Raw genomic sequence first — 19,378 nt, 5'->3', positions numbered from 1 at the left:
CCAACAAGACGTGGGGTCACTGTCCGTGCACCATGAGTGAAGACCTCGATCGCCGTTACGGGTCCGTGCATCGGTGCGCACGGCTCCGCCCGACCGTCGGGACAACGCGCTCCCATCGAGCCCCGGAAAGGTGAACGGCGCATGCTGCTACCCGCAAAAGCCGAAGTTGCCCGGCAGTTGCGTCGCTACCGGGCCTGGGAACGCGTGATGCTGGCCGCCCCCACCGACCACACGGTGCGGGCGACCTTCGAGGACTCCGGCTACACCCTCTGCGTGCTGATGGGGAAGCGCTGCGCGCGAGAGGCGGCCGACGCCGCGGAACGGTACCTGCGCACCACCCTCGTCACCTATCTGCAGGAACAGAACGACCGGCCACGTCCGGCCGCCACGGTCCGGCGCGGCGCGCCCGCCGTCGAGCGGCGGTCCCCGGCGGGAAGGCAATGACCTTCCCGCCTCCATGTGGTCCCCCGCCCGGGCGCCTGCCCGGGCATCACGAGCGGCGGAGGTGCACAGGCCCATGAAGACGACCCCGACCATCGGTCGTGTCCCGGTACGGGACGTCCGGCCGTGCGTCGACCGCGGCAGGCGGCCGGCGAAGGCCGTCGTCGGCGAGGCGTTCGAGGTGACGGCGACCGTGTTCCGTGAGGGGCACGACGCGGTGGCGGCCAACGTGGTGCTGAAGGATCCGGAGGGGCGTCCGGGCCCGTTCACGCCGATGCGGGAGCTGGCGCCGGGCTCGGACCGGTGGGGCGCGGAGGTGGCCGCGGACGCGCCCGGCCACTGGACCTACCGCGTCGAGGCCTGGGGCGACCCCGTGACGACCTGGCGGCACATCGCCACCGTCAAGGTTCCGGCGGGCATCGACGCCGGGCTGGTCCTGGAGGAGGGCGCCGACCTCTTAGCGCGCGCCGCGGCCGGGGTGCCGCGCGACGCCGGGCAGGACGTGATCCTGGAGGCGGCCGCGACCCTGCGCGACGACACCCTGCCCTGTGCCACCCGGCTGGCGGCGGCGCTGACGCCGGAGGTGGACGCGGTGCTGGCGAGGCACCCGCTGCGGGAGCTGGTCACCAGCAGCGAGCCGCTTCCCCTGCTGGTGGAGCGGGAACGCGCCCTGTTCGGGTCCTGGTACGAGTTCTTCCCCCGCTCCGAGGGCACCCCCGAGCAGCCGCACGGCACCTTCGACACCGCCGCGCGCCGGCTGCCCGCGATCGCCGCGATGGGCTTCGACGTCGTCTACCTGCCCCCGATCCATCCGATCGGCACCACGTTCCGCAAGGGCCCGAACAACACCCTCGACGCCGGCCCCGACGACGTCGGCGTGCCGTGGGCGATCGGCTCCCCCGAGGGCGGCCACGACGCCGTCCACCCGCGGCTGGGCACACTGGAGGACTTCACCCGCTTCGTCGCCCGCGCCCGCGACCTGGGCATGGAGGTCGCCCTCGACTTCGCCCTGCAGTGCTCCCCGGACCACCCCTGGGTGCACAAGCACCCCGAGTGGTTCCACCACCGCCCCGACGGGTCCATCGCCTACGCGGAGAACCCGCCCAAGAAGTACCAGGACATCTACCCCGTCGCCTTCGACGCCGACATGGACGGCCTGGTCACCGAGACCTGCCGGATCCTGCGGCACTGGATGGACGCCGGGGTGCGGATCTTCCGCGTGGACAACCCGCACACCAAGCCCGTCGTGTTCTGGGAGCGGGTGATCGCCGACATCAACGGCACCGACCCGGACGTCATCTTCCTGGCGGAGGCCTTCACCCGCCCGGCGATGATGCACACCCTCGCCCAGATCGGCTTCCAGCAGTCCTACACGTACTTCACCTGGCGGAACACCAAGCAGGAGCTGACGGAGTACCTCACCGAACTGTCGGGGGAGGCCGCCTCCTACATGCGGCCCAACTTCTTCGCCAACACCCCCGACATCCTGCACGCCTACCTCCAGCACGGCGGCCGGCCCGCCTTCGAGGTCCGCGCCGTCCTCGCCGCCACCCTCTCCCCCGCCTGGGGCATCTACAGCGGCTACGAACTGTGCGAGAACACCCCGCTGCGCGAGGGCAGCGAGGAGTACCTCGACAGCGAGAAGTACCAGCTCAAACCCCGCGACTGGGAAGCCGCCGCACGCGAGGGCCGCACCATCGCCCCCCTCATCACCCGCCTCAACACCGTCCGGCGGGACCACCCCGCGCTGCACCGGCTGCGCAATCTCCGCTTCCACCGCACCGACAACGACTCCGTCCTGGCGTACAGCAAGCGCAGCGGCTCCGACGTCGTGCTCGTGGTGGTCAACCTCGACCCCCATCACGTCCAGGAGGCGACGGTCTCGCTGGACATGCCGCAACTCGGCCTGGACTGGCACGAGTCGGTGCCGGTGCGCGACGAGCTCACCGGCGAGACCTACCACTGGGGCAGCACCAACTACGTGCGGCTGGAGCCGGGGCGGGCTCCCGCGCATGTCCTGCACGTCCAGCGACCGCCCGCCGCACAGCGAAACGGAGGGCCAGGAACGCCATGACCGTGAACGAGCCAGTGCCGGACACGTTCGAGGACACACCCGCCAAGGACCGGGACCCCGACTGGTTCAAACGCGCCGTCTTCTACGAGGTCCTCGTCCGCTCCTTCCAGGACAGCAACGGGGACGGCATCGGCGATCTCAAAGGCCTGACCTCCAAGCTGGACTATCTGCAGTGGCTGGGCGTCGACTGCCTGTGGCTGCCGCCGTTCTTCAAGTCGCCGCTGCGCGACGGCGGGTACGACGTGGCCGACTACACCGCCGTGCTCCCCGAGTTCGGCGACCTGGCCGACTTCGTGGAGTTCGTCGACTCCGCGCACCAGCACGGCATGCGCGTGATCATCGACTTCGTCATGAACCACACCAGCGACCAGCACCCGTGGTTCCAGGAGTCCCGCAAGGACCCGGACGGCCCCTACGGCGACTTCTACGTCTGGGCCGACGACGACACCGGCTACCCGGACGCGCGCATCATCTTCGTCGACACCGAGGCGTCCAACTGGACGTACGACCCGGTGCGCAAGCAGTACTACTTCCACCGGTTCTTCTCCCACCAGCCGGACCTCAACTACGAGAACCCGCGGGTGCAGGAGGAGATGCTGGCGGGCCTGCGGTTCTGGCTCGACCTGGGCATCGACGGGTTCCGGCTGGACGCCGTCCCCTATCTGTACGCGGCCGAGGGGACGAACTGCGAGAACCTTCCGGCGACGCACGCGTTCCTCAAGCGGGTGCGCAAGGAGATCGACACCCAGTACCCGGACACCGTGCTGCTCGCCGAGGCCAACCAGTGGCCCGAGGACGTCGTCGACTACTTCGGCGACTACGCCGCCGGCGGCGACGAATGCCACATGGCCTTCCACTTCCCGGTCATGCCCCGCATCTTCATGGCCGTCCGCCGCGAGTCCCGCTACCCCGTCTCCGAGATCCTCGCCAAGACCCCCGCCATCCCCTCCGGCTGCCAGTGGGGCATCTTCCTGCGCAACCACGACGAGCTGACCCTGGAAATGGTCACCGACGAGGAACGCGACTACATGTGGGCCGAGTACGCCAAAGACCCCCGCATGCGCGCCAACATCGGCATCCGCCGGCGCCTCGCCCCCCTCCTCGACAACGACCGCAACCAGATCGAACTCTTCACCGCCCTGCTGCTGTCCCTGCCCGGATCACCGATCATCTACTACGGCGACGAGATCGGCATGGGCGACAACATCTGGCTCGGCGACCGCGACGCCGTCCGCACGCCGATGCAGTGGACGCCCGACCGCAACGCCGGCTTCTCGTCCTCGGACCCCGGCCGCCTCTACCTTCCGACGATCATGGACCCGGTCTACGGCTACCAGGTCACCAACGTCGAGGCCTCCATGGCCTCACCCTCCAGCCTGCTCCACTGGACCCGGCGCATGATCGAGATCCGCAAGCAGAACCCCGCGTTCGGCCTCGGCTCCTACACCGAACTGCCCTCCTCCAACCCCGCCGTCCTCGCCTTCCTCCGCGAGTACGAGGACGACCTGGTCCTGTGCGTCAACAACTTCTCCCGCTTCTCCCAGCCCACCGAGCTCGACCTGCGCGAGTTCGACGGCCGGCACCCGGTGGAGCTGTTCGGCGGGGTGCGGTTCCCGGCCATCGGCGAACTGCCGTACCTGCTGACCCTCGGGGGCCACGGCTTCTACTGGTTCCGGCTCACCCGAGTCGCATCCCGCATCGGCCGACGCCTGTGAGCGTGTGCCGGCGAGAGGAGGCGTCACGATGACGAAGACCGCATTCCTGCGCCCGCGGAGCGCGCCCGCCGAGTCCCTGGAGTCGCTCGCCGGGCTGCTGCGGGAGTGGCTGCCGTTGCAACGCTGGTTCGCGGGCAAGGACCGACCCGTCACCGATCTCGGCGTGCTGTCCACGACGGAGTTGTTCCCGGGCTGTCTGCACGTGCTGGTGCACGCCGCGCACGGCGGGGTGCCCGCGCCCGGGGGCGCCACCCCCGCCGGCGACTGCTACCAGCTGCTGCTCGGGGTGCGCGAACGGCCCTCGCCCCGCCTGGGCAAGGCGCTCATCGGCACCGTGCGGGACGGCCTGCTGGCCGGGCTGACGGTCTACGACGCCCTCCAGGACCCGCGCGCCGCCCAGTTGCTGCTGGAGCGGCTGCGCCGGCCGGGTACCGCGGGCCCGCTGCACTTCGAGGGCGACCCCGCCCAGGAGATCCCCTCGGGTCTGGTGCCGCGGCTGCTGAACGCCGAGCAGTCCAACTCCTCGCTGGTGTACGGCGACGAGTACATCCTGAAGGTCTTCCGGCGCATCCAGCCCGGCGTCAACCCTGACCTGGAGGTGCCCGGGGCGCTGGCCCGGCAGGGCTGCCACCGGGTGCCCGCGCCGGTGGCCTGGCTGCGCACCACGGACCCGTTCAAGGCGACGCTCGGCGTGCTCCAGCCGTATCTGCGCAACGCCGCCGACGGCTGGACGCTGGCCCTCGACGCGCTCGCCTCGGGGGACGACTTCACCGCGCAGGCGCACGCCCTCGGCCGCGCCACGGCCGACGTGCATCTGGCGCTGTCCTCCGCGTTCCCCGTCGGCGCGCCCGGCGAGAACGGGCGGACGGCGGCGGCGATGACCGAGCGGCTGACCGCGGCCGCGCACGCCGTGCCCGCGCTCCAGCCGTACGTGCCGGGGCTGCGGAGCGCCTTCGCGGCGCTCGCCACCTGCGACGCAGGGCCGCCCGCCCAGCGCATCCACGGTGACCTGCACCTGGGCCAGGTGCTGCGGGCGGGACGCGAGTGGTTCGTGATCGACTTCGAGGGCGAGCCGTCCCGGCCGCTCTCCGAACGGCGCAGCGCCCACTCCCCCGTGCGGGACATCGCCGGGATGCTGCGCTCCTTCGACTACGCCGCCCGTCAGCGCCGTCCCTGGCGCCCGGAGTGGGCGCGGCGCTGCCGCGAGGCCTACTGCGCGGGCTACGCGGCCCGCGCCGGCTGGGACCCGCGCAAGAAGCACGGCCTGCTCCGCGCCTACGAGACGGACCGGGCCGTGTACGAGGTGCTGTACGAGGCCCGGCACCGACCCGACTGGCTGCCCGTACCCATGGCGGCGATCGAGCGCCTCGCCGTGAGAGGAGACTGAAGCCGTGGCCCTGCACGACACGCCGCTGTCCGGACCGGGCGGGTCCGCCCCGTCCGCCGCCGACGGGGCGGCCGCCCCCGCCCTCGACCCGCACGACCGGGGCCGCCTGCTGGCGGGCGCCCACCACGACCCGCACGCCCTGCTGGGCGCCCACCCGGTGCCCGGGGGCATCGCCTTCCGGGCGCTGCGCCCCTTCGCCCGCGAGGTGAGCGTGGTCGTCGACGGCGCCCGCACCCCGCTGGTGTCCGACGGCGACGGGCTGTTCTCCGCCGTGCTGCCCCTGGACGAGGTCCCCGAGTACACCCTGGCGGTCGCGTACGGGGACGACGAACCGGTGGAGACGCACGACCCGTACCGGTTCCTGCCCGCGCTCGGCGACTTCGACCTGCACCTGATCCGCGAGGGCCGGCACGAGGAGCTGTGGACGGCGCTCGGCGCGCACCCCATGACCCACCAGGGCGTGGACGGCACCCGCTTCACGGTGTGGGCGCCCAACGCGCTCGGGGTGCGGCTCGCCGCGGACTTCACGTACTGGGACGGGACGGCGTTCCCGATGCGGTCGCTGGGATCGTCCGGCGTGTGGGAGCTGTTCCTGCCGGGCGTCGGCGAGGGCACCCGGTACAAGTTCGAGATCCACTCGCGCCACGGCCACCGGTTCCTCAAGGCGGACCCGATGGCGCGCCGCACCGAGGCGCCGCCGAACACGGCGTCGGTGGTCACCGCCTCGCACCACGAGTGGGGCGACGCGGAGTGGATGGCGCGGCGCGGGGACACGCCGGTGCACGAGGCGCCGTTCTCGGTGTACGAGGTGCACCTGCCGTCGTGGCGGCCGGGGCTCACCTACCGCGAACTGGCCGAGGTGCTGCCCGCCTACGTCAAGGACATGGGGTTCACCCACGTCGAGCTGATGCCGGTCGCCGAACACCCGTACGGGCCTTCCTGGGGCTACCAGGTCACCGGCTTCTACGCGCCGACCGCGCGGCTCGGCACCCCGGACGACTTCAGGTACCTGGTGGACGCCCTGCACCGGGCCGGCATCGGCGTGATCATGGACTGGGTGCCCGCGCACTTCCCGCGCGACGACTGGGCGCTGGCCCGGTTCGACGGGGAGCCGCTGTACGAGCCCGGCGACTCGCGGCGCGCCGACCACCCCGACTGGGGGACGTTCACCTTCGACTACGCCCGCACCGAGGTACGCAACTTCCTTGTCGCGAACGCCGTGTACTGGTGCCAGGAGTTCCACATCGACGGGCTGCGGGTCGACGCGGTCGCCTCGATGCTCTACCTCGACTACTCGCGCGAGGAGGGCGGCTGGGAGCCGAACATCCATGGCGGCCGGGAGGACCTTGCGGCCATGGCGTTCCTCCAGGAGATGAACGCCACCGTGTACCGGCGCTGCCCCGGCGTGGTGACCATCGCCGAGGAGTCCACGGCGTGGGGCGGGGTGACCCGGCCCACCGACACCGGCGGGCTCGGGTTCGGGCTGAAGTGGAACATGGGCTGGATGCACGACTCGCTGGAGTACGTCTCCCACGAGCCGGTGCACCGCAAGTACCACCACCACGAGATGACCTTCGCGATGGTGTACGCCTACAGCGAGAACTACGTGCTGCCGATCTCCCACGACGAGGTGGTGCACGGCAAGCAGGCGCTGGTGTCGAAGATGCCGGGCGACTGGTGGCAGCGGCGGGCCAACGTCCGCGCCTACCTGGGCTTCATGTGGGCCCACCCCGGCAAGCAACTCCTCTTCATGGGCCAGGAGTTCGCGCAGGGCGCCGAGTGGTCCGAGAAGGCGGGTCCCGAGTGGTGGCTGCTGGACGAGGGCTACCACTCGGCGGGCGACCACCGCGGGGTGCAGGACCTGGTGCGCGACCTCAACGCGCACTACCGGCGGCTTCCGTCGCTGTGGCAGCGCGACACCGACCCCTCCGGCTTCCGCTGGGTCGCGGTGGACGCGGCCGACGACAACGTCTTCGCGTTCCTGCGGTACGACGCGGAGGGCCGGCCGCTGCTCGCGGTGTCGAACTTCTCCCCCGTGGTCCGGCACGACTACCGGCTCGCCGTCGGCGACGACGTGGTCGCCTGGGAGGAGATCCTCAACACCGACGCCGCCCGCTACGGCGGCGGCGACGTCGTGAACCCGGACCCGGTCAAGCCCGAGGACGGGCACGTCCGGCTCACCCTGCCCCCGCTCGCGACGGTCTGGCTGGCGCCCACGCCGCTGTGAGGCCGTGCTCCGGCCCCCGGCTGCCCTCCGCCGACGACACCAGGTGTCCCGCGCCCCGCGCGGGGCATGCGGGTCGTACGGCCGAGGGCTGCTCGGCGTCGACGCGGCAGGCAGAAGGGCGAGGCATCAGGTGCGCACCGTGGGAGTGGAGGAGGAACTCCTCCTGGTCGATCCGGAGACAGGCGAACCGCGGGCGATGTCCGCGGCGGTGCTCGCCCGCGCCGAGCGGGAGGACTCGGGGCAGGACGTCTTCGAGAAGGAACTGCACGAGCAGATGGTGGAGTTCGCCACCCATCCGCAGTCGTCCATGGAGCGCCTGCTCGCGGAGATAGCCCGCTGCCGCAAGGAGGCCGCGGGCCACGCCGAGGAGATCGGCTGCACGGTCGCCGCGCTGGCCACGTCGCCGCTGCCGGTGAGCCCGGCGGTCGGCGTCAACGAGCGGTACCGGTGGATGGAGCAGCAGTACGGCATCGCCACCCGTGAGCAGCTCGTCATGGGCTGTCACGTGCACGTGTCGGTGGAGTCCGACGAGGAGGGCGTCGCCGTCCTCGACCGTCTACGGCCGTGGCTGGCGGTGCTGACCGCGCTCAGCGCGAACTCGCCGTTCTGGCAGGGCAAGGACTCGGGATACTCCAGCTATCGCAGCCGGGTGTGGCAGCGGTGGCCGTCGGCGGGGCCGACCGAGCCGTTCGGGTCGCCGGAGCGGTACCACCGGCGGGTGGCGGACATGGTGGCGACCGGCGCGATCCTCGACGAGGGAATGATCTACTTCGACGCCCGCCTGTCCGAGCGTTACCCGACGGTGGAGGTACGGGTGTCGGACGTCGCGCTGCACGCCGAGACGGCGGGCCTGGTGGCCACGCTGACGCGGGCGCTGGTGGAGACGGCGGCGCGCGAGTGGCGCGAGGGCCGCGAGCCGGTCGACCCGGGGGTCTCCCTGCTCCGGCTGTCCGCGTGGCAGGCGGCGCGCTCCGGCCTCACCGGCGAACTGCTGCACCCGGAGACGATGCGGAGGATGCCCGCCGAGGCGGTCGTCCGCGCCCTCCTCGACCACACCGCGGACGCCCTCTCCGATCACGGCGACCTGGACCGCGCCCGCGAGGGCTGCGAGCGGCTCCTCCGCGACGGCAACGGCGCGATGATCCAGCGCGCCCTCCTGGAACGCACGGAGAGCCTCCGGGACGTGGTCACGGAGTGCGTCCGTCATACGCAGGCGTAGCCGGACGACGCTCGCGCGGGCGGGGGGAGGCCGGCCCCCCCCGGTTCCCCGCGCCACCTTCGGGGCGCGGGGAACGGAGTGCGCCCGCGGGGCGCGGAGAACCGGGCGCCACGGCGTACGACTGCGCCGAGGAGCCGGAGAAGCGGCACCGCCGCCGGGCGGCGGGCCGTGCGGGACCCGGCCGCCCGCAAGGGGGTGCCGGCGGCTGTCACGGGCGCGGCTCAGATGAGCAGGATGATCGCGTAGACCAGGAAGAACGCCGCGATGAAGGCGACCACGGCGAGGATCGCGGTCAGGGGGCCCTTGGCCCAGCCCTTGGCGGGGTTGTACGACAGCTCGTACGGGCCCGCCTCCGGCATGCTGCTCTCCGCGGGCGGGGTCTCGCCCGGCGGGACGCCGCCGCCCGCCTCGAGGCCGGTGGTGCGGTCCGGATCGGGATCGGGATTGACGTAGGTCATGGACACCGGGTCCCCAGAAAGCGGCCGGATCATCAGTGCGGACACACTTGACGTGATCCCGGCCCAGGGCACGGCCCGCTGGACTACATTCAGGCACCGCCACCCCCCGTCACCGTGAGGAGCAGTGCATGCGCGACCTCGCTCTCGCTCCGCCGTCCGCCCCGCCCCTGACCGGAGGCCTCGCCGACAGCCTGTTCGCGAGGGCGGCCGAGAGCCCGGCCATGCCGGTACTGGCCCGCCGCACCGGGGCCTCCGCCACCTGGGAGGAGGTCAGCGCCGTCGAGTTCCGCGACGAGGTGGTCGATCTGGCCAAGGGCCTGATCGCGTCCGGCATCTCGCCGGGCACCCGTGTCGCGATCATGGCCCGCACCCGCTACGAGTGGACCGTCCTGTGCCACGCCCTGTGGACGGTGGGCGCCGAGGTCGTGCCGGTCTACCCCACCTCCTCGCGGGAGCAGGTCGAGTGGATCCTGCGCGACTCCGGCTGTGTGGCCGTGCTGGTCGAGGACGAGCAGAGCGTGATGACCGTGGGCTCGGTGTGCGCCCAGCTGCCCCGGCTGCGGCACGTGTGGCAGCTCGACGCGGGCGCGCTGGACCAGCTGGTGGCGCGCGGTGAGGCCATCCCGGCCCCCACGGTCGACTCCATGCGCCGGATCGTGCTGCCGGACGCCACGGCCGTGGTGGCCTACACCTCCGGCACCTCGGGGCACGCCATGGGCTGCGCCATCAGCCACCGCGGGCTGGCGTTCATCTGCGACACGCTGCTGGCGGGCTGGGGACATGTCGCGGCGCCGCCCGGCGAACAGGGGTCCGTGCTGGCGTTCCTGCCGTTCTCGCACGTGTACGGGCTGATGGTCCAGAGCCTGTGCATCCGCGGCGGCCTGCTGATGGGGCACGAGCCGGACCTGGGCGCGGACGCGCTGTCCACGTCGCTGCGCTCGTTCCGGCCCACGTATCTGTACGCGGTGCCGTCCCTGCTGGAGAAGATCTACAAGAACTTCCTGCGCGCCTCGCAGCTGTCGGGGCGCGGGGCGCTGTTCGAGCGGGCCGCCGGCACCGCCCGGGACTTCGCGGCGGCGACGGAGCGGCAGCGGCTCGGACGCGGTCCGGGCCCCGGCTTCGACCTGCGGATGCAGCACGCGCTCTACGAGCGGACCGTGTACCGCAAGCTGCGGGCGACGCTCGGCGGCCGGGTGCTGCGGGCCACGTCCGGCGGCTCCCCGCTCTCCCGCGACCTGTCCCTCTTCTACGAGGGCATCGGCATCTACGTGCACGACGGGTACGGTCTCACCGAGACCAGCGGCGGCATCACCATGCAGCCCTACGGCCGGGAGAAGTCGGGGACGGTCGGGCAGCCGCTTCCGGGCACCGCGATCAAGGTGGCCGAGGACGGGGAGATCCTGGTGCGCGGCCCGTCGGTGTTCCAGGGGTACATCGGCGACCCGGCCGCCACCCGGGCCGCCCTGCGGGACGGCTGGCTGGCCACCGGCGACCTGGGCCGGCTGGACGGCGAGGGCTATCTCACGATCACCGGCCGCAAGAAGGACATCATCATCACCAGCAGCGGCAAGAGCGTGGCCCCGGCCGCCCTGGAGCAGCGGCTGCGCATGCACCCCCTCGTCCACCAGGCCGTGGTGGTGGGCGACAACCGGCCGTGCGTGGGCGCCCTGATCACGCTGGACCCGGACTTCCTGGCGGACTGGCGGGCGGCGCTGTCGCTGCAGGGCGACGCCCCGGCGCGGGAGGCGCGGGAGGAGAACGCGCTGCGGGAGGAGATCGGGCGGGCGGTCGCCGCGGCCAACAGCAGCGTGTCCCCCTCGGAGTCGATCCGGGTGTTCCGGGTGCTGCCGGAGCCGTTCGACGTGTCCAACGGCCTGCTGACGCCGTCGATGAAGCTGCGCCGGGACGAGATCGTGCGCCGCTACGCGCTGGAGATCGACGCGATGTACCAGTCCCGCACGCGCCCGGCTCGCCCCGCGGCGCCGGCCGACGCGTCGGTGTGGGACGAGGACAACGTGTTCCGCTGACCATGCCCGCGACGCGGTGCGGGGTTTGTCACCCCGCACCGTCGGGCAGGCGGGCGCGTAGGCTCCGCCCGCACGGGAACCCACAGATCGGGGAACGCAACAGCAGCGACGACCGCCCCGGCAGCGGCCGGGGCCTGGAAGGCGACATGGCACCCGAGTCGCGTAGGGACAGGACACTGGCCGGCGAGGAGATCACGAGCCGCATCGCCAGCTTCCCGGGGGAGCTGCACGATGTGACGGACGCACGTCTGGTCGCGGAGGAATTCCTCTTCGACCTGGCCCGCGCGTCGGCGCCGACGGCGCCGGAGCACTGGGACGACATACTCCTGGTGGTCACCGAACTGGCCGCCAACGCGGTGCAGTACGCCCCCGGACCGTTCGAGCTGCGGCTGCGCCGCACGTTCGACGGGGTGCACGTGGTGATGCACGACACCAGCAGCACCGAACCGGCCCCGCGCCCGTTCCATCCGCACAGCGGCGGGGGCGGCATCGGGTGGCATCTGATCCACACGCTCTGCGACCAGGTGAGCGTCGTGACGCACGAGCAGGGCAAGGACATCCACGTCTTCCTGCCGTGGTGAGCGCCCCGGCGGCGGGACGGCCGGGGCCCGCGCTCATCCGGTGGGCCGCTCCTCGCGGGGCAGATCGCGGTAGTAGTCGCCGACGGCGGTGAGATAGCCGCGGTCCATGGTCTCGCTGTCGGTGCGGAAGCGCGGCGCGGCCTTCAGCTCGGCCCGCGTGCAGGACACCGTCAGCTTCCGCTCCGCGGTGTCGACGGAGGTGATCACCCCTACGGGGACCAGGAGGCTGCGGCCGAACACCCACACGCCGGTGTCCACGACGAGGTGCGGCATGCCGTGGTGGCCGGCCTGACGGTCCACGTGGCCTGCGGTTCCGTCGCTCGCGACGACGGTGTAGCCCGTGAGGTCCGCCCCGCGGACGTGGTCCAGGTCCGGCGCGTACGACCAGATGCTGTCGGTGGGCACTGCTTCCGGCCTCCCCGAGAAACGACTGCTCCCCATGAACTGCTCCCCCTTCACAGAAGCGGGGCCGGAACTCCGCCCCTCTCCACCGAGCAGATACCCCTCCGACGGGCACACATTCGAACGGTGCCCGCCGAATGCGGCCAACCTGGCCGGGCGGACGTGAAATGAGGTCAGGTACCCCGCTCTCGCGGGAACATGCATGCCGGAAGCCGTGATTCTCATCCGGACCGGAAAGCCCGCCACCCGCTTTGTCGCGCGCCCGCGAGGTGGGTTAACCTGCGGCGTATTTCTCGCCGCGCGACTCCGCTGATCTGCGGAAATGCGCACTGAATGGGGCCGGAACGAGGGTGCGCATGACCAGGGGAAGCACCGAGGGGACCGACACGGTGCCGGGGGACAAGGAGCTGAGGCAGCTCCTCGCGGGACTGACGGCCGTACGGGACGGGGACTTCGGGACCCGGCTGCCCGGTGACGCCGACGGGCTCATGGGGGACATCGCCAAGGTCTTCAACGGGATGGTCGACCAGCTGTCGCTGTTCACCTCCGAAGTCACCCGCGTCGCCCGCGAGGTGGGCACGGAGGGGACGCTCGGCGGTCAGGCGCAGGTGCCGGGGGTCTCGGGCACCTGGGCCGACCTCACCGACTCGGTGAACGCCATGGCGGGCAACCTCACGGCGCAGGTGCGCAACGTCGCCCAGGTGACGACGGCCGTGGCGAAGGGCGACCTGTCGCAGAAGATCACCGTCGACGCCCGCGGCGAGATCCTCGAACTCAAGAACACCATCAACACGATGGTCGACCAGCTCTCCGCCTTCGCCGACGAGGTCACCCGCGTCGCCCGCGAGGTCGGCACCGAAGGACGCCTCGGCGGACAGGCCGACGTGCAGGGGGTCAGGGGCACCTGGCGCGACCTGACCGACTCGGTGAACTTCATGGCCGGCAACCTCACCGGCCAGGTGCGCAACATCGCGCTGGTGGCGACGGCGGTCGCGCAGGGTGACCTGTCGCAGAAGATCACCGTCGACGCCCGCGGCGAGATCCTCGAACTCAAGAACACCATCAACACGATGGTCGACCAGCTCTCCGCCTTCGCCGACGAGGTCACCCGCGTCGCCCGCGAGGTCGGCACGGAGGGACGCCTCGGCGGACAGGCCCAGGTGCGGGGGGTGTCGGGCACCTGGAAGGACCTCACGGACAACGTCAACGTGATGGCGTCCAACCTGACGAGCCAGGTGCGTTCCATCGCCCAGGTCGCTTCCGCGGTGGGCCGGGGCGACCTGTCGCAGCGGATCCGCGTCGAGGCGGCCGGCGAGGTCGCGGCCCTCGCCGACGTCATCAACACGATGGTGGACACGCTGTCCGCGTTCGCCGACGAGGTCACCCGCGTCGCCCGCGAGGTCGGCACCGAAGGACGCCTCGGCGGACAGGCGCACGTGCCCGGTGTCGCGGGCACCTGGAAGGACCTCACCGACAACGTCAACTCCATGGCCAACAACCTCACCGGCCAGGTGCGCAACATCGCGCTGGTGACGACCGCCGTGGCCAAGGGCGACCTGTCGAAGAAGATCGACGTCGACGCGCGCGGCGAAATCCTGGAGCTGAAGACGACCATCAACACGATGGTCGACCAGCTCTCCGCGTTCGCCCAGGAGGTCACCCGCGTCGCCCGCGAGGTCGGCACCGAGGGCCGGCTCGGCGGACAGGCGGAGGTCGAGGGCGTCTCCGGCACCTGGAAGCGGCTCACCGAGAACGTCAACGAGCTGGCCGGGAACCTCACCCGGCAGGTCCGCGCCATCGCCGAGGTGACCAGCGCGGTCGCCGAGGGCGACCTGACCCGCTCGGTGAACGTGGAGGCGTCCGGGGAGGTCGCCGAGCTCAAGGACAACATCAACGCGATGGTGGAGTCCCTGCGCGAGACGACCCGGGCCAACCAGGAGCAGGACTGGCTCAAGACCAACCTCGCCCGGGTGTCCGGGCTGATGCAGGGCCACCGCGACCTGCCCGTGGTCGCGGAGCTGATCATGGACGAGCTGGTCCCGCTGGTGTCCGCCCAGTACGGCGCGTTCTACCTCGCGGAGGACGGCGAGAGCGGTCCCGAGCTGCGCCTCGTCGGCTCGTACGGCTACCCGGACGACAGCGAACGGCCGACGCGCATCCCCTTCGGCAAGACCCTGGTCGGGCAGGCCGCGCGCAGCCGGCGCACCATCATGGTGGACCAGCTGCCGCCGGACTACGTGACCATCTCCTCCGGACTCGGCCAGGTGGTGCCGACCGCGCTGGTGCTGCTGCCGATCGTCTTCGAGGGCCAGGTGCTCGGCGTGATCGAGCTGGCGTCGGTGACCCCGTTCACCCAGATCCACCAGGACTTCCTGGAACAGCTGATGGAGACCATCGGCGTCAACGTCAACACCATCGTGGCGAACGCCCGCACCGACGAGCTGCTGGTGGAGTCGCAGCGGCTCACCGCAGAACTGCAGGAGCGGTCCGCGGAGCTGCAGACCCAGCAGGAGGAACTGCAGCGCTCCAACGCCGAGCTGGAGGACAAGGCGGCGCTGCTGGCCTCGCAGAACCGTGACATCGAGGCGAAGAACCTCCAGATCGAGCAGGCAAGGCAGGAACTCGAGGCCCGGGCACAGCAGTTGTCGCTCGCCTCGAAGTACAAGTCGGAGTTCCTGGCGAACATGAGCCACGAGCTGCGCACCCCGCTCAACAGCTTGCTGATCCTGGCCCAGTTGCTCGCCCAGAACCCCTCGCGCAACCTCTCCCCCAAGCAGGTGGAGTACGCGCAGATCATCCACTCGGCGGGCTCGGACCTGCTGCAGCTGATCAACGACATCCTCGACCTGTCGAAGGTCGAGGCGGGCAAGATGGACGTCAGCCCGGAGCGGGTGGAGCTGCGCCGTCTGGTCGAGTACGTCGAGGCGACGTTCCGGCCGATGACCATGCAGAAGAGCCTGGACTTCACGGTGACGACCGCGCCGGGCGCGCCCGCGGACCTGCTCACCGACGACTCGCGGCTGCGTCAGGTGCTGCGCAACCTGCTGTCCAACGCGGTGAAGTTCACCGAGCGCGGCCAGGTGGAGCTGCGGATCGAGCCGGCCCCGGACGACGAGGTGCCCCAGGAGGTGCTGCGGGGCGGTCCCGTGGTCGCCTTCCGGGTGCGGGACACCGGGGTGGGCATCCCGGAGCAGCACCTGGAGTCGATCTTCGGTGCCTTCCAGCAGGCCGACGGCACCACCAGCCGCAAGTACGGCGGCACCGGCCTCGGGCTGTCCATCACCCGGGAGATCGCGCACCTGCTGGGCGGCGCGGTCACCGTGGACAGCGTCGCGGGCCAGGGCTCGACGTTCACGCTGTTCCTGCCGGTGGCACGGCCCGACTTCGAGCAGCAGCTGCGGCCCGCCCCGGCCGTGGAGGGCGAGCAGGCCGGGGAGGAGGTGCCACAGGCCGCGTCCGGCCGGACGCCCGCGATCGAGGCGGCCCCCGCCCAGCAGGGCCGGCGTCCGCGCCGCCTGCTGGTGGTGGAGGAGCGGCCCCGGGGCCTGCTCACCCTGGTCGCGGAGAGCGTGGTGCAGGACGTCGCGCACGCCGGCGGCGGCTCCCGTCCGGCGGTCGACATCATCACCGCCGTCGGCGCCCAGGAGGCGGCCGGCGCGCTGGCCGCCGACCCCTGCCACTGCGTGGTGCTGGAGCTGGGCATGGCGGAGGAGGAGGTGACCCGCTTCCTGGAGGCGCTGCGCGGCGACTCCGCGCTGGCGAGCGTGCCCGTCCTGGTGCACAGCGGACACCGCGCCGACGCCGAGGTGGAGGCGAACCTGCGCTCCCACGCCTCTGGCACGGCGCTGGAGTTCCTGTCCAGCCTGGACGAGCTGCGGGAGCGGATCGCGCTGCACCTGTCGGCGGAGGAGCCCGGCGACGTGCTGTCGCTGGTGCGCCCGGACGAGGCGCAGCGGACCGCTCCTGAGGCCGTGGTGGACGGCTCGTTCGCGGGCCGGACCGTGCTGGTCGTCGACGACGACGCGCGCAACCTCTTCGCGCTCAGCGGCATCCTGGAGCTGCACGGCTTCCGGGTGCTGCACGCCGAGGACGGCCGCAAGGGCATCCAGAGACTGGTGGACAACCCGGACGTGGGGCTGGTCCTGATGGACGTGATGATGCCAGAGATGGACGGGTACGCCGCCACGGCCGAGATCCGGTCGATGCCGCAGTACGCGGACCTGCCGATCATCGCGGTGACCGCGAAGGCGATGCCCGGGGACCGGGAGAAGAGCCTCGCTTCGGGCGCCAGCGACTACGTCACCAAGCCGGTCGACAGCCATGAGCTGATCGCCTGCGTGCGCCGCTGGCTGCCGGCATGAGCATCCAGGGGCACGTCGGCGAGCCGGCGCCCGACGAGATGGAGCTGCGGCATCCGTCGGCCGGTCCGGCCGGGGTCGCCGCCGACTCCCCCGTCGGCCGGCTCGCGGCGACGGTGGACCGGCTGAGCCGTGAGGTGCGGGCCGCGCAGGCGGAGGCCGAGGGGCGGGCGCTGATCGAGCTCGCCAAGGGCATCCTCGTGGAGCGCCTCGGCTGCGGTCCTGCGCAGGCGGCGCGGCAGCTCGCCGAGCTGACCGAGCAGGCCGGGACGACTCAGCTGGAGTTCGCCGTCGAGGTGATCAACCAGGCCGCCCGGGACCGGATGTCCGAGGTGACGCACGCCTTCCTGGCCGCCACCCGGGCGACCGGCGAGGCGGAGGCGGACCCGGCGGCCGTACGGCTGCGGGCGGCCGAGAGCGGGGCGCTCGCAGCCGACGACACCCAGGCCGTGGCCGAGTCGCTGCTGGAGCAGGCGCTGCGCCCGCTGGGCGCGGTGGCCGTGGCGATCTGGGCGGCGGGCGCCGACGGGTCGCTGACGCTGGCCGGCAGTGCCGGCTTCTCCCCCGCCGAGGCGGCGCGCTGGCACTACGTCCCGCCGGACGTGGCGACGGTCGCGCGGTGCGGTCTGGCCGAGCGCGAGGGACTGTGGATCGAGTCGCTGGCCGAGCGGGGGCTGCCCAGTGTGGGCAGGCACCACCACCCGGACGGCGGCCGGGCGGCCGTGCCCGCCGGCACCGGCGGGCGGGTGTACGGCGTGCTGGAGATCGTCTGGCCCTTTCCGCTGCCCCCGCAGCGGCCGCAGATCGTGCGGCAGGTGGAGGCCCTGGCGGAGCTGTGCGCGCACACGCTGGAGACGTACACGGCGCCCGACGGGCCCACCCGTCCGCAGCGGGTGCCGCCGGACGCGGCCGAGCTGATGGACCTGGCCGACGGGCTGTACGACCCGGCCCTGGTGCTGGTACCGCACCTGGACGAGTCGGGGAATCTGCTCGACTTCCGCATCCAGCACGTCAACAGCCGCTTCCTGGACCCGGCGGGCCGGCCGCGCGGCATGGTCAGCGGGGCCCTGCTGCTGGAGGCGTACCCGATGGCCGCCGGGGAGAGCGAGCTGTTCCAGCGGATCGAGCGGGTGTACGCCACGGGTGAGCCGTTCCGCGCCCGGCGCATGCATCTGACCGCGCTGGTGGACCAGGTGCCGCTGTCGGCGGTCGCGGACATCAGCGTCAGCCGGCACGGCGCGGGGATCCTGTTCATCTGGCGGATCGAGGACGAGACGGCGCGGCTGGCGAGCCTGCTGCAGCACGCGCAGCGCCTCGGCCGGATCGGCGGGTTCGAGGAGAACCTGCTGACCGGCGAGATCACCTGGAACGACCAGCTGTTCGACCTGTACGGGCGTCCGGAGACCAGTCCCCCGGTGCCGCTGGAGGACCTCCCGGCGCACGCGCACCCGGACGACGCGGTCGCCATCGGCCGTTTCCTGCGCACGCTGCTGCACCACCGGCGCCCGGCCTCGGCCGCGTTCCGGCTGCAGCGGCCCGACGGGGTGACCCGGCACATCCGGGTGGTCGCCGAGCCGGTGCTGGACACCGACGGGCGGCTGCTCACCGTGCGAGGCGCCTACCAGGACATCTCGTCGCAGCACTGGACCGAGGTGGCGCTGGCGGCGACCCGTGACCAGCTCGCGCACACCGAGCAGCAGGCGAGCGAGCGGGACCGGCTGGCCCTGCAGCTGCAGCGCGCGATCATGCCGCCGACGCAGGCGCCGCTGCAGATGCCCGACCTGGACGTGGCCGTGCGCTACCGGCCCGCCGAGGCGGAGCAGCTGGTGGGCGGCGACTGGTACGACGCGGTGGTGCTGCCGTCGCGTCTGGTGCTGCTGTGCGTGGGCGACGTCGCCGGTCACGGCATCGAGGCGGCGACCAGCATGGTCGTGCTGCGCAACGCGCTGCGCGGGCTGGCCGTCACCGGCGCGGGTCCCGGGCAGCTGCTGTCGTGGCTGAACATGGTGACGCACCATCTGACCGGCGGGGTCACGGCCACGGCGGTCTGCGGCCTGTACGACCCGGCCACCCGCACCCTGCGGTGGGCGCGGGCGGGTCATCTGCCGCCGGTGCTGGTGCGCGGCTCCGAGGCGTCCCCGCTGCCCCCGGTGAGCGGTCTGCTGCTGGGCGCCGTCCCCGAGGCGCGCTACGAGGAGGGCGAGGTGCAGCTCGCCGCGGACGACAACCTGCTGATGTACACGGACGGGCTGATCGAGCGCCGGGACCGCTCGGTGGAGGAGTCGCTGACGCACCTCCTCACCACCGCGGCCACGGTCCCGGGCACGCTCGACCAGCGGCTCGACCGCCTGCTCACGTACAGCAGGTCGGACACCGACGACGACACCTGCATCGTGGGGATCAGAGTGGGTTAGATCACCCCGACGGCCGATCGGGCGGGGGCAGGCATGAGGAGGCGATTCGGGGGTACGCGCGGCTGCGCGACGAAG

Annotated in this window: 12 protein-coding genes; 10 read left to right on the top strand and 2 right to left on the bottom strand. The window is 72.1% G+C overall.

What is annotated here, in order from left to right; genetic code table 11:
* Positions 1-141 precede the first annotated feature (141 nt).
* From ELQ39_RS30045 to ELQ39_RS30020, 6 genes are all read left to right on the top strand, one after another.
* Positions 142-444: a DUF5133 domain-containing protein gene (locus tag ELQ39_RS30045; RefSeq protein ID WP_225628465.1), complete on the top strand. Its 303-nt coding sequence runs from the start codon at positions 142-144 to the stop codon at positions 442-444.
* Positions 445-517: 73 nt separating this feature from the next.
* On the top strand, positions 518-2,515 hold the full coding sequence (locus ELQ39_RS30040) for an alpha-1,4-glucan--maltose-1-phosphate maltosyltransferase (protein WP_242595032.1): 1,998 nt from the start codon (positions 518-520) through the stop codon (positions 2,513-2,515).
* Positions 2,512-4,230: a maltose alpha-D-glucosyltransferase gene (gene treS / locus ELQ39_RS30035; protein ID WP_225640524.1), complete on the top strand. Its 1,719-nt coding sequence runs from the start codon at positions 2,512-2,514 to the stop codon at positions 4,228-4,230. The genes ELQ39_RS30040 and treS overlap by 4 nt, the downstream gene beginning before the upstream one ends.
* Positions 4,231-4,258: 28 nt before the next feature.
* Positions 4,259-5,617: a maltokinase N-terminal cap-like domain-containing protein gene (locus ELQ39_RS30030; RefSeq protein ID WP_242595031.1), complete on the top strand. Its 1,359-nt coding sequence runs from the start codon at positions 4,259-4,261 to the stop codon at positions 5,615-5,617.
* A gap of 4 nt (positions 5,618-5,621) precedes the next feature.
* Positions 5,622-7,844 (top strand): 1,4-alpha-glucan branching enzyme, encoded by a 2,223-nt coding sequence (gene glgB / locus ELQ39_RS30025; RefSeq protein ID WP_242595030.1) that lies wholly within the window; start codon positions 5,622-5,624, stop codon positions 7,842-7,844.
* 130 nt (positions 7,845-7,974) lie between these two features.
* A complete protein-coding gene (locus ELQ39_RS30020; protein WP_190003953.1) occupies positions 7,975-9,063 on the top strand; it encodes a glutamate--cysteine ligase 2 in 1,089 nt (362 codons plus the stop codon).
* Between the two features lie 221 nt (positions 9,064-9,284).
* Here ELQ39_RS30020 and ELQ39_RS30015 read toward each other — a convergent pair whose 3' ends face one another.
* Entirely contained in the window at positions 9,285-9,521 is a 237-nt protein-coding gene (locus ELQ39_RS30015; protein ID WP_190003952.1) for a DUF6480 family protein, read from the bottom strand.
* A gap of 128 nt (positions 9,522-9,649) precedes the next feature.
* Here ELQ39_RS30015 and ELQ39_RS30010 point away from each other — a divergent pair, with 128 nt between their 5' ends.
* Both ELQ39_RS30010 and ELQ39_RS30005 read left to right on the top strand, forming a co-directional pair.
* On the top strand, positions 9,650-11,548 hold the full coding sequence (locus ELQ39_RS30010) for an AMP-dependent synthetase/ligase (RefSeq protein WP_242595029.1): 1,899 nt from the start codon (positions 9,650-9,652) through the stop codon (positions 11,546-11,548).
* A 146-nt stretch (positions 11,549-11,694) separates the two neighbouring features.
* Positions 11,695-12,129 (top strand): ATP-binding protein, encoded by a 435-nt coding sequence (locus ELQ39_RS30005; RefSeq protein ID WP_190003950.1) that lies wholly within the window; start codon positions 11,695-11,697, stop codon positions 12,127-12,129.
* Between the two features lie 33 nt (positions 12,130-12,162).
* Here ELQ39_RS30005 and ELQ39_RS30000 read toward each other — a convergent pair whose 3' ends face one another.
* Positions 12,163-12,534, bottom strand: a complete 372-nt coding sequence (locus ELQ39_RS30000) for a PRC-barrel domain containing protein (RefSeq protein ID WP_242595028.1) — start codon at positions 12,532-12,534, stop codon at positions 12,163-12,165.
* A gap of 353 nt (positions 12,535-12,887) precedes the next feature.
* On the opposite strand from ELQ39_RS30000, the gene ELQ39_RS29995 reads away from it, so the two are divergent.
* Together ELQ39_RS29995 and ELQ39_RS29990 are read left to right on the top strand one after the other, a co-directional pair.
* The gene (locus tag ELQ39_RS29995; RefSeq protein WP_242595024.1) at positions 12,888-16,892 is read left to right on the top strand and encodes a HAMP domain-containing protein; all 4,005 of its coding nucleotides are present in this window, start codon (positions 12,888-12,890) and stop codon (positions 16,890-16,892) included.
* On the top strand, positions 16,889-19,303 hold the full coding sequence (locus ELQ39_RS29990; RefSeq protein ID WP_391673463.1) for a SpoIIE family protein phosphatase: 2,415 nt from the start codon (positions 16,889-16,891) through the stop codon (positions 19,301-19,303). Before ELQ39_RS29995 ends, ELQ39_RS29990 begins: the two co-directional genes overlap by 4 nt.
* Positions 19,304-19,378 lie beyond the last annotated feature (75 nt).

The organism is Streptomyces sp. GB4-14 (assembly GCF_022696125.1).
GTDB lineage: Bacteria > Actinomycetota > Actinomycetes > Streptomycetales > Streptomycetaceae > Streptomyces > Streptomyces werraensis.
This window is presented reverse-complemented; position numbering and strand designations above follow the sequence as displayed.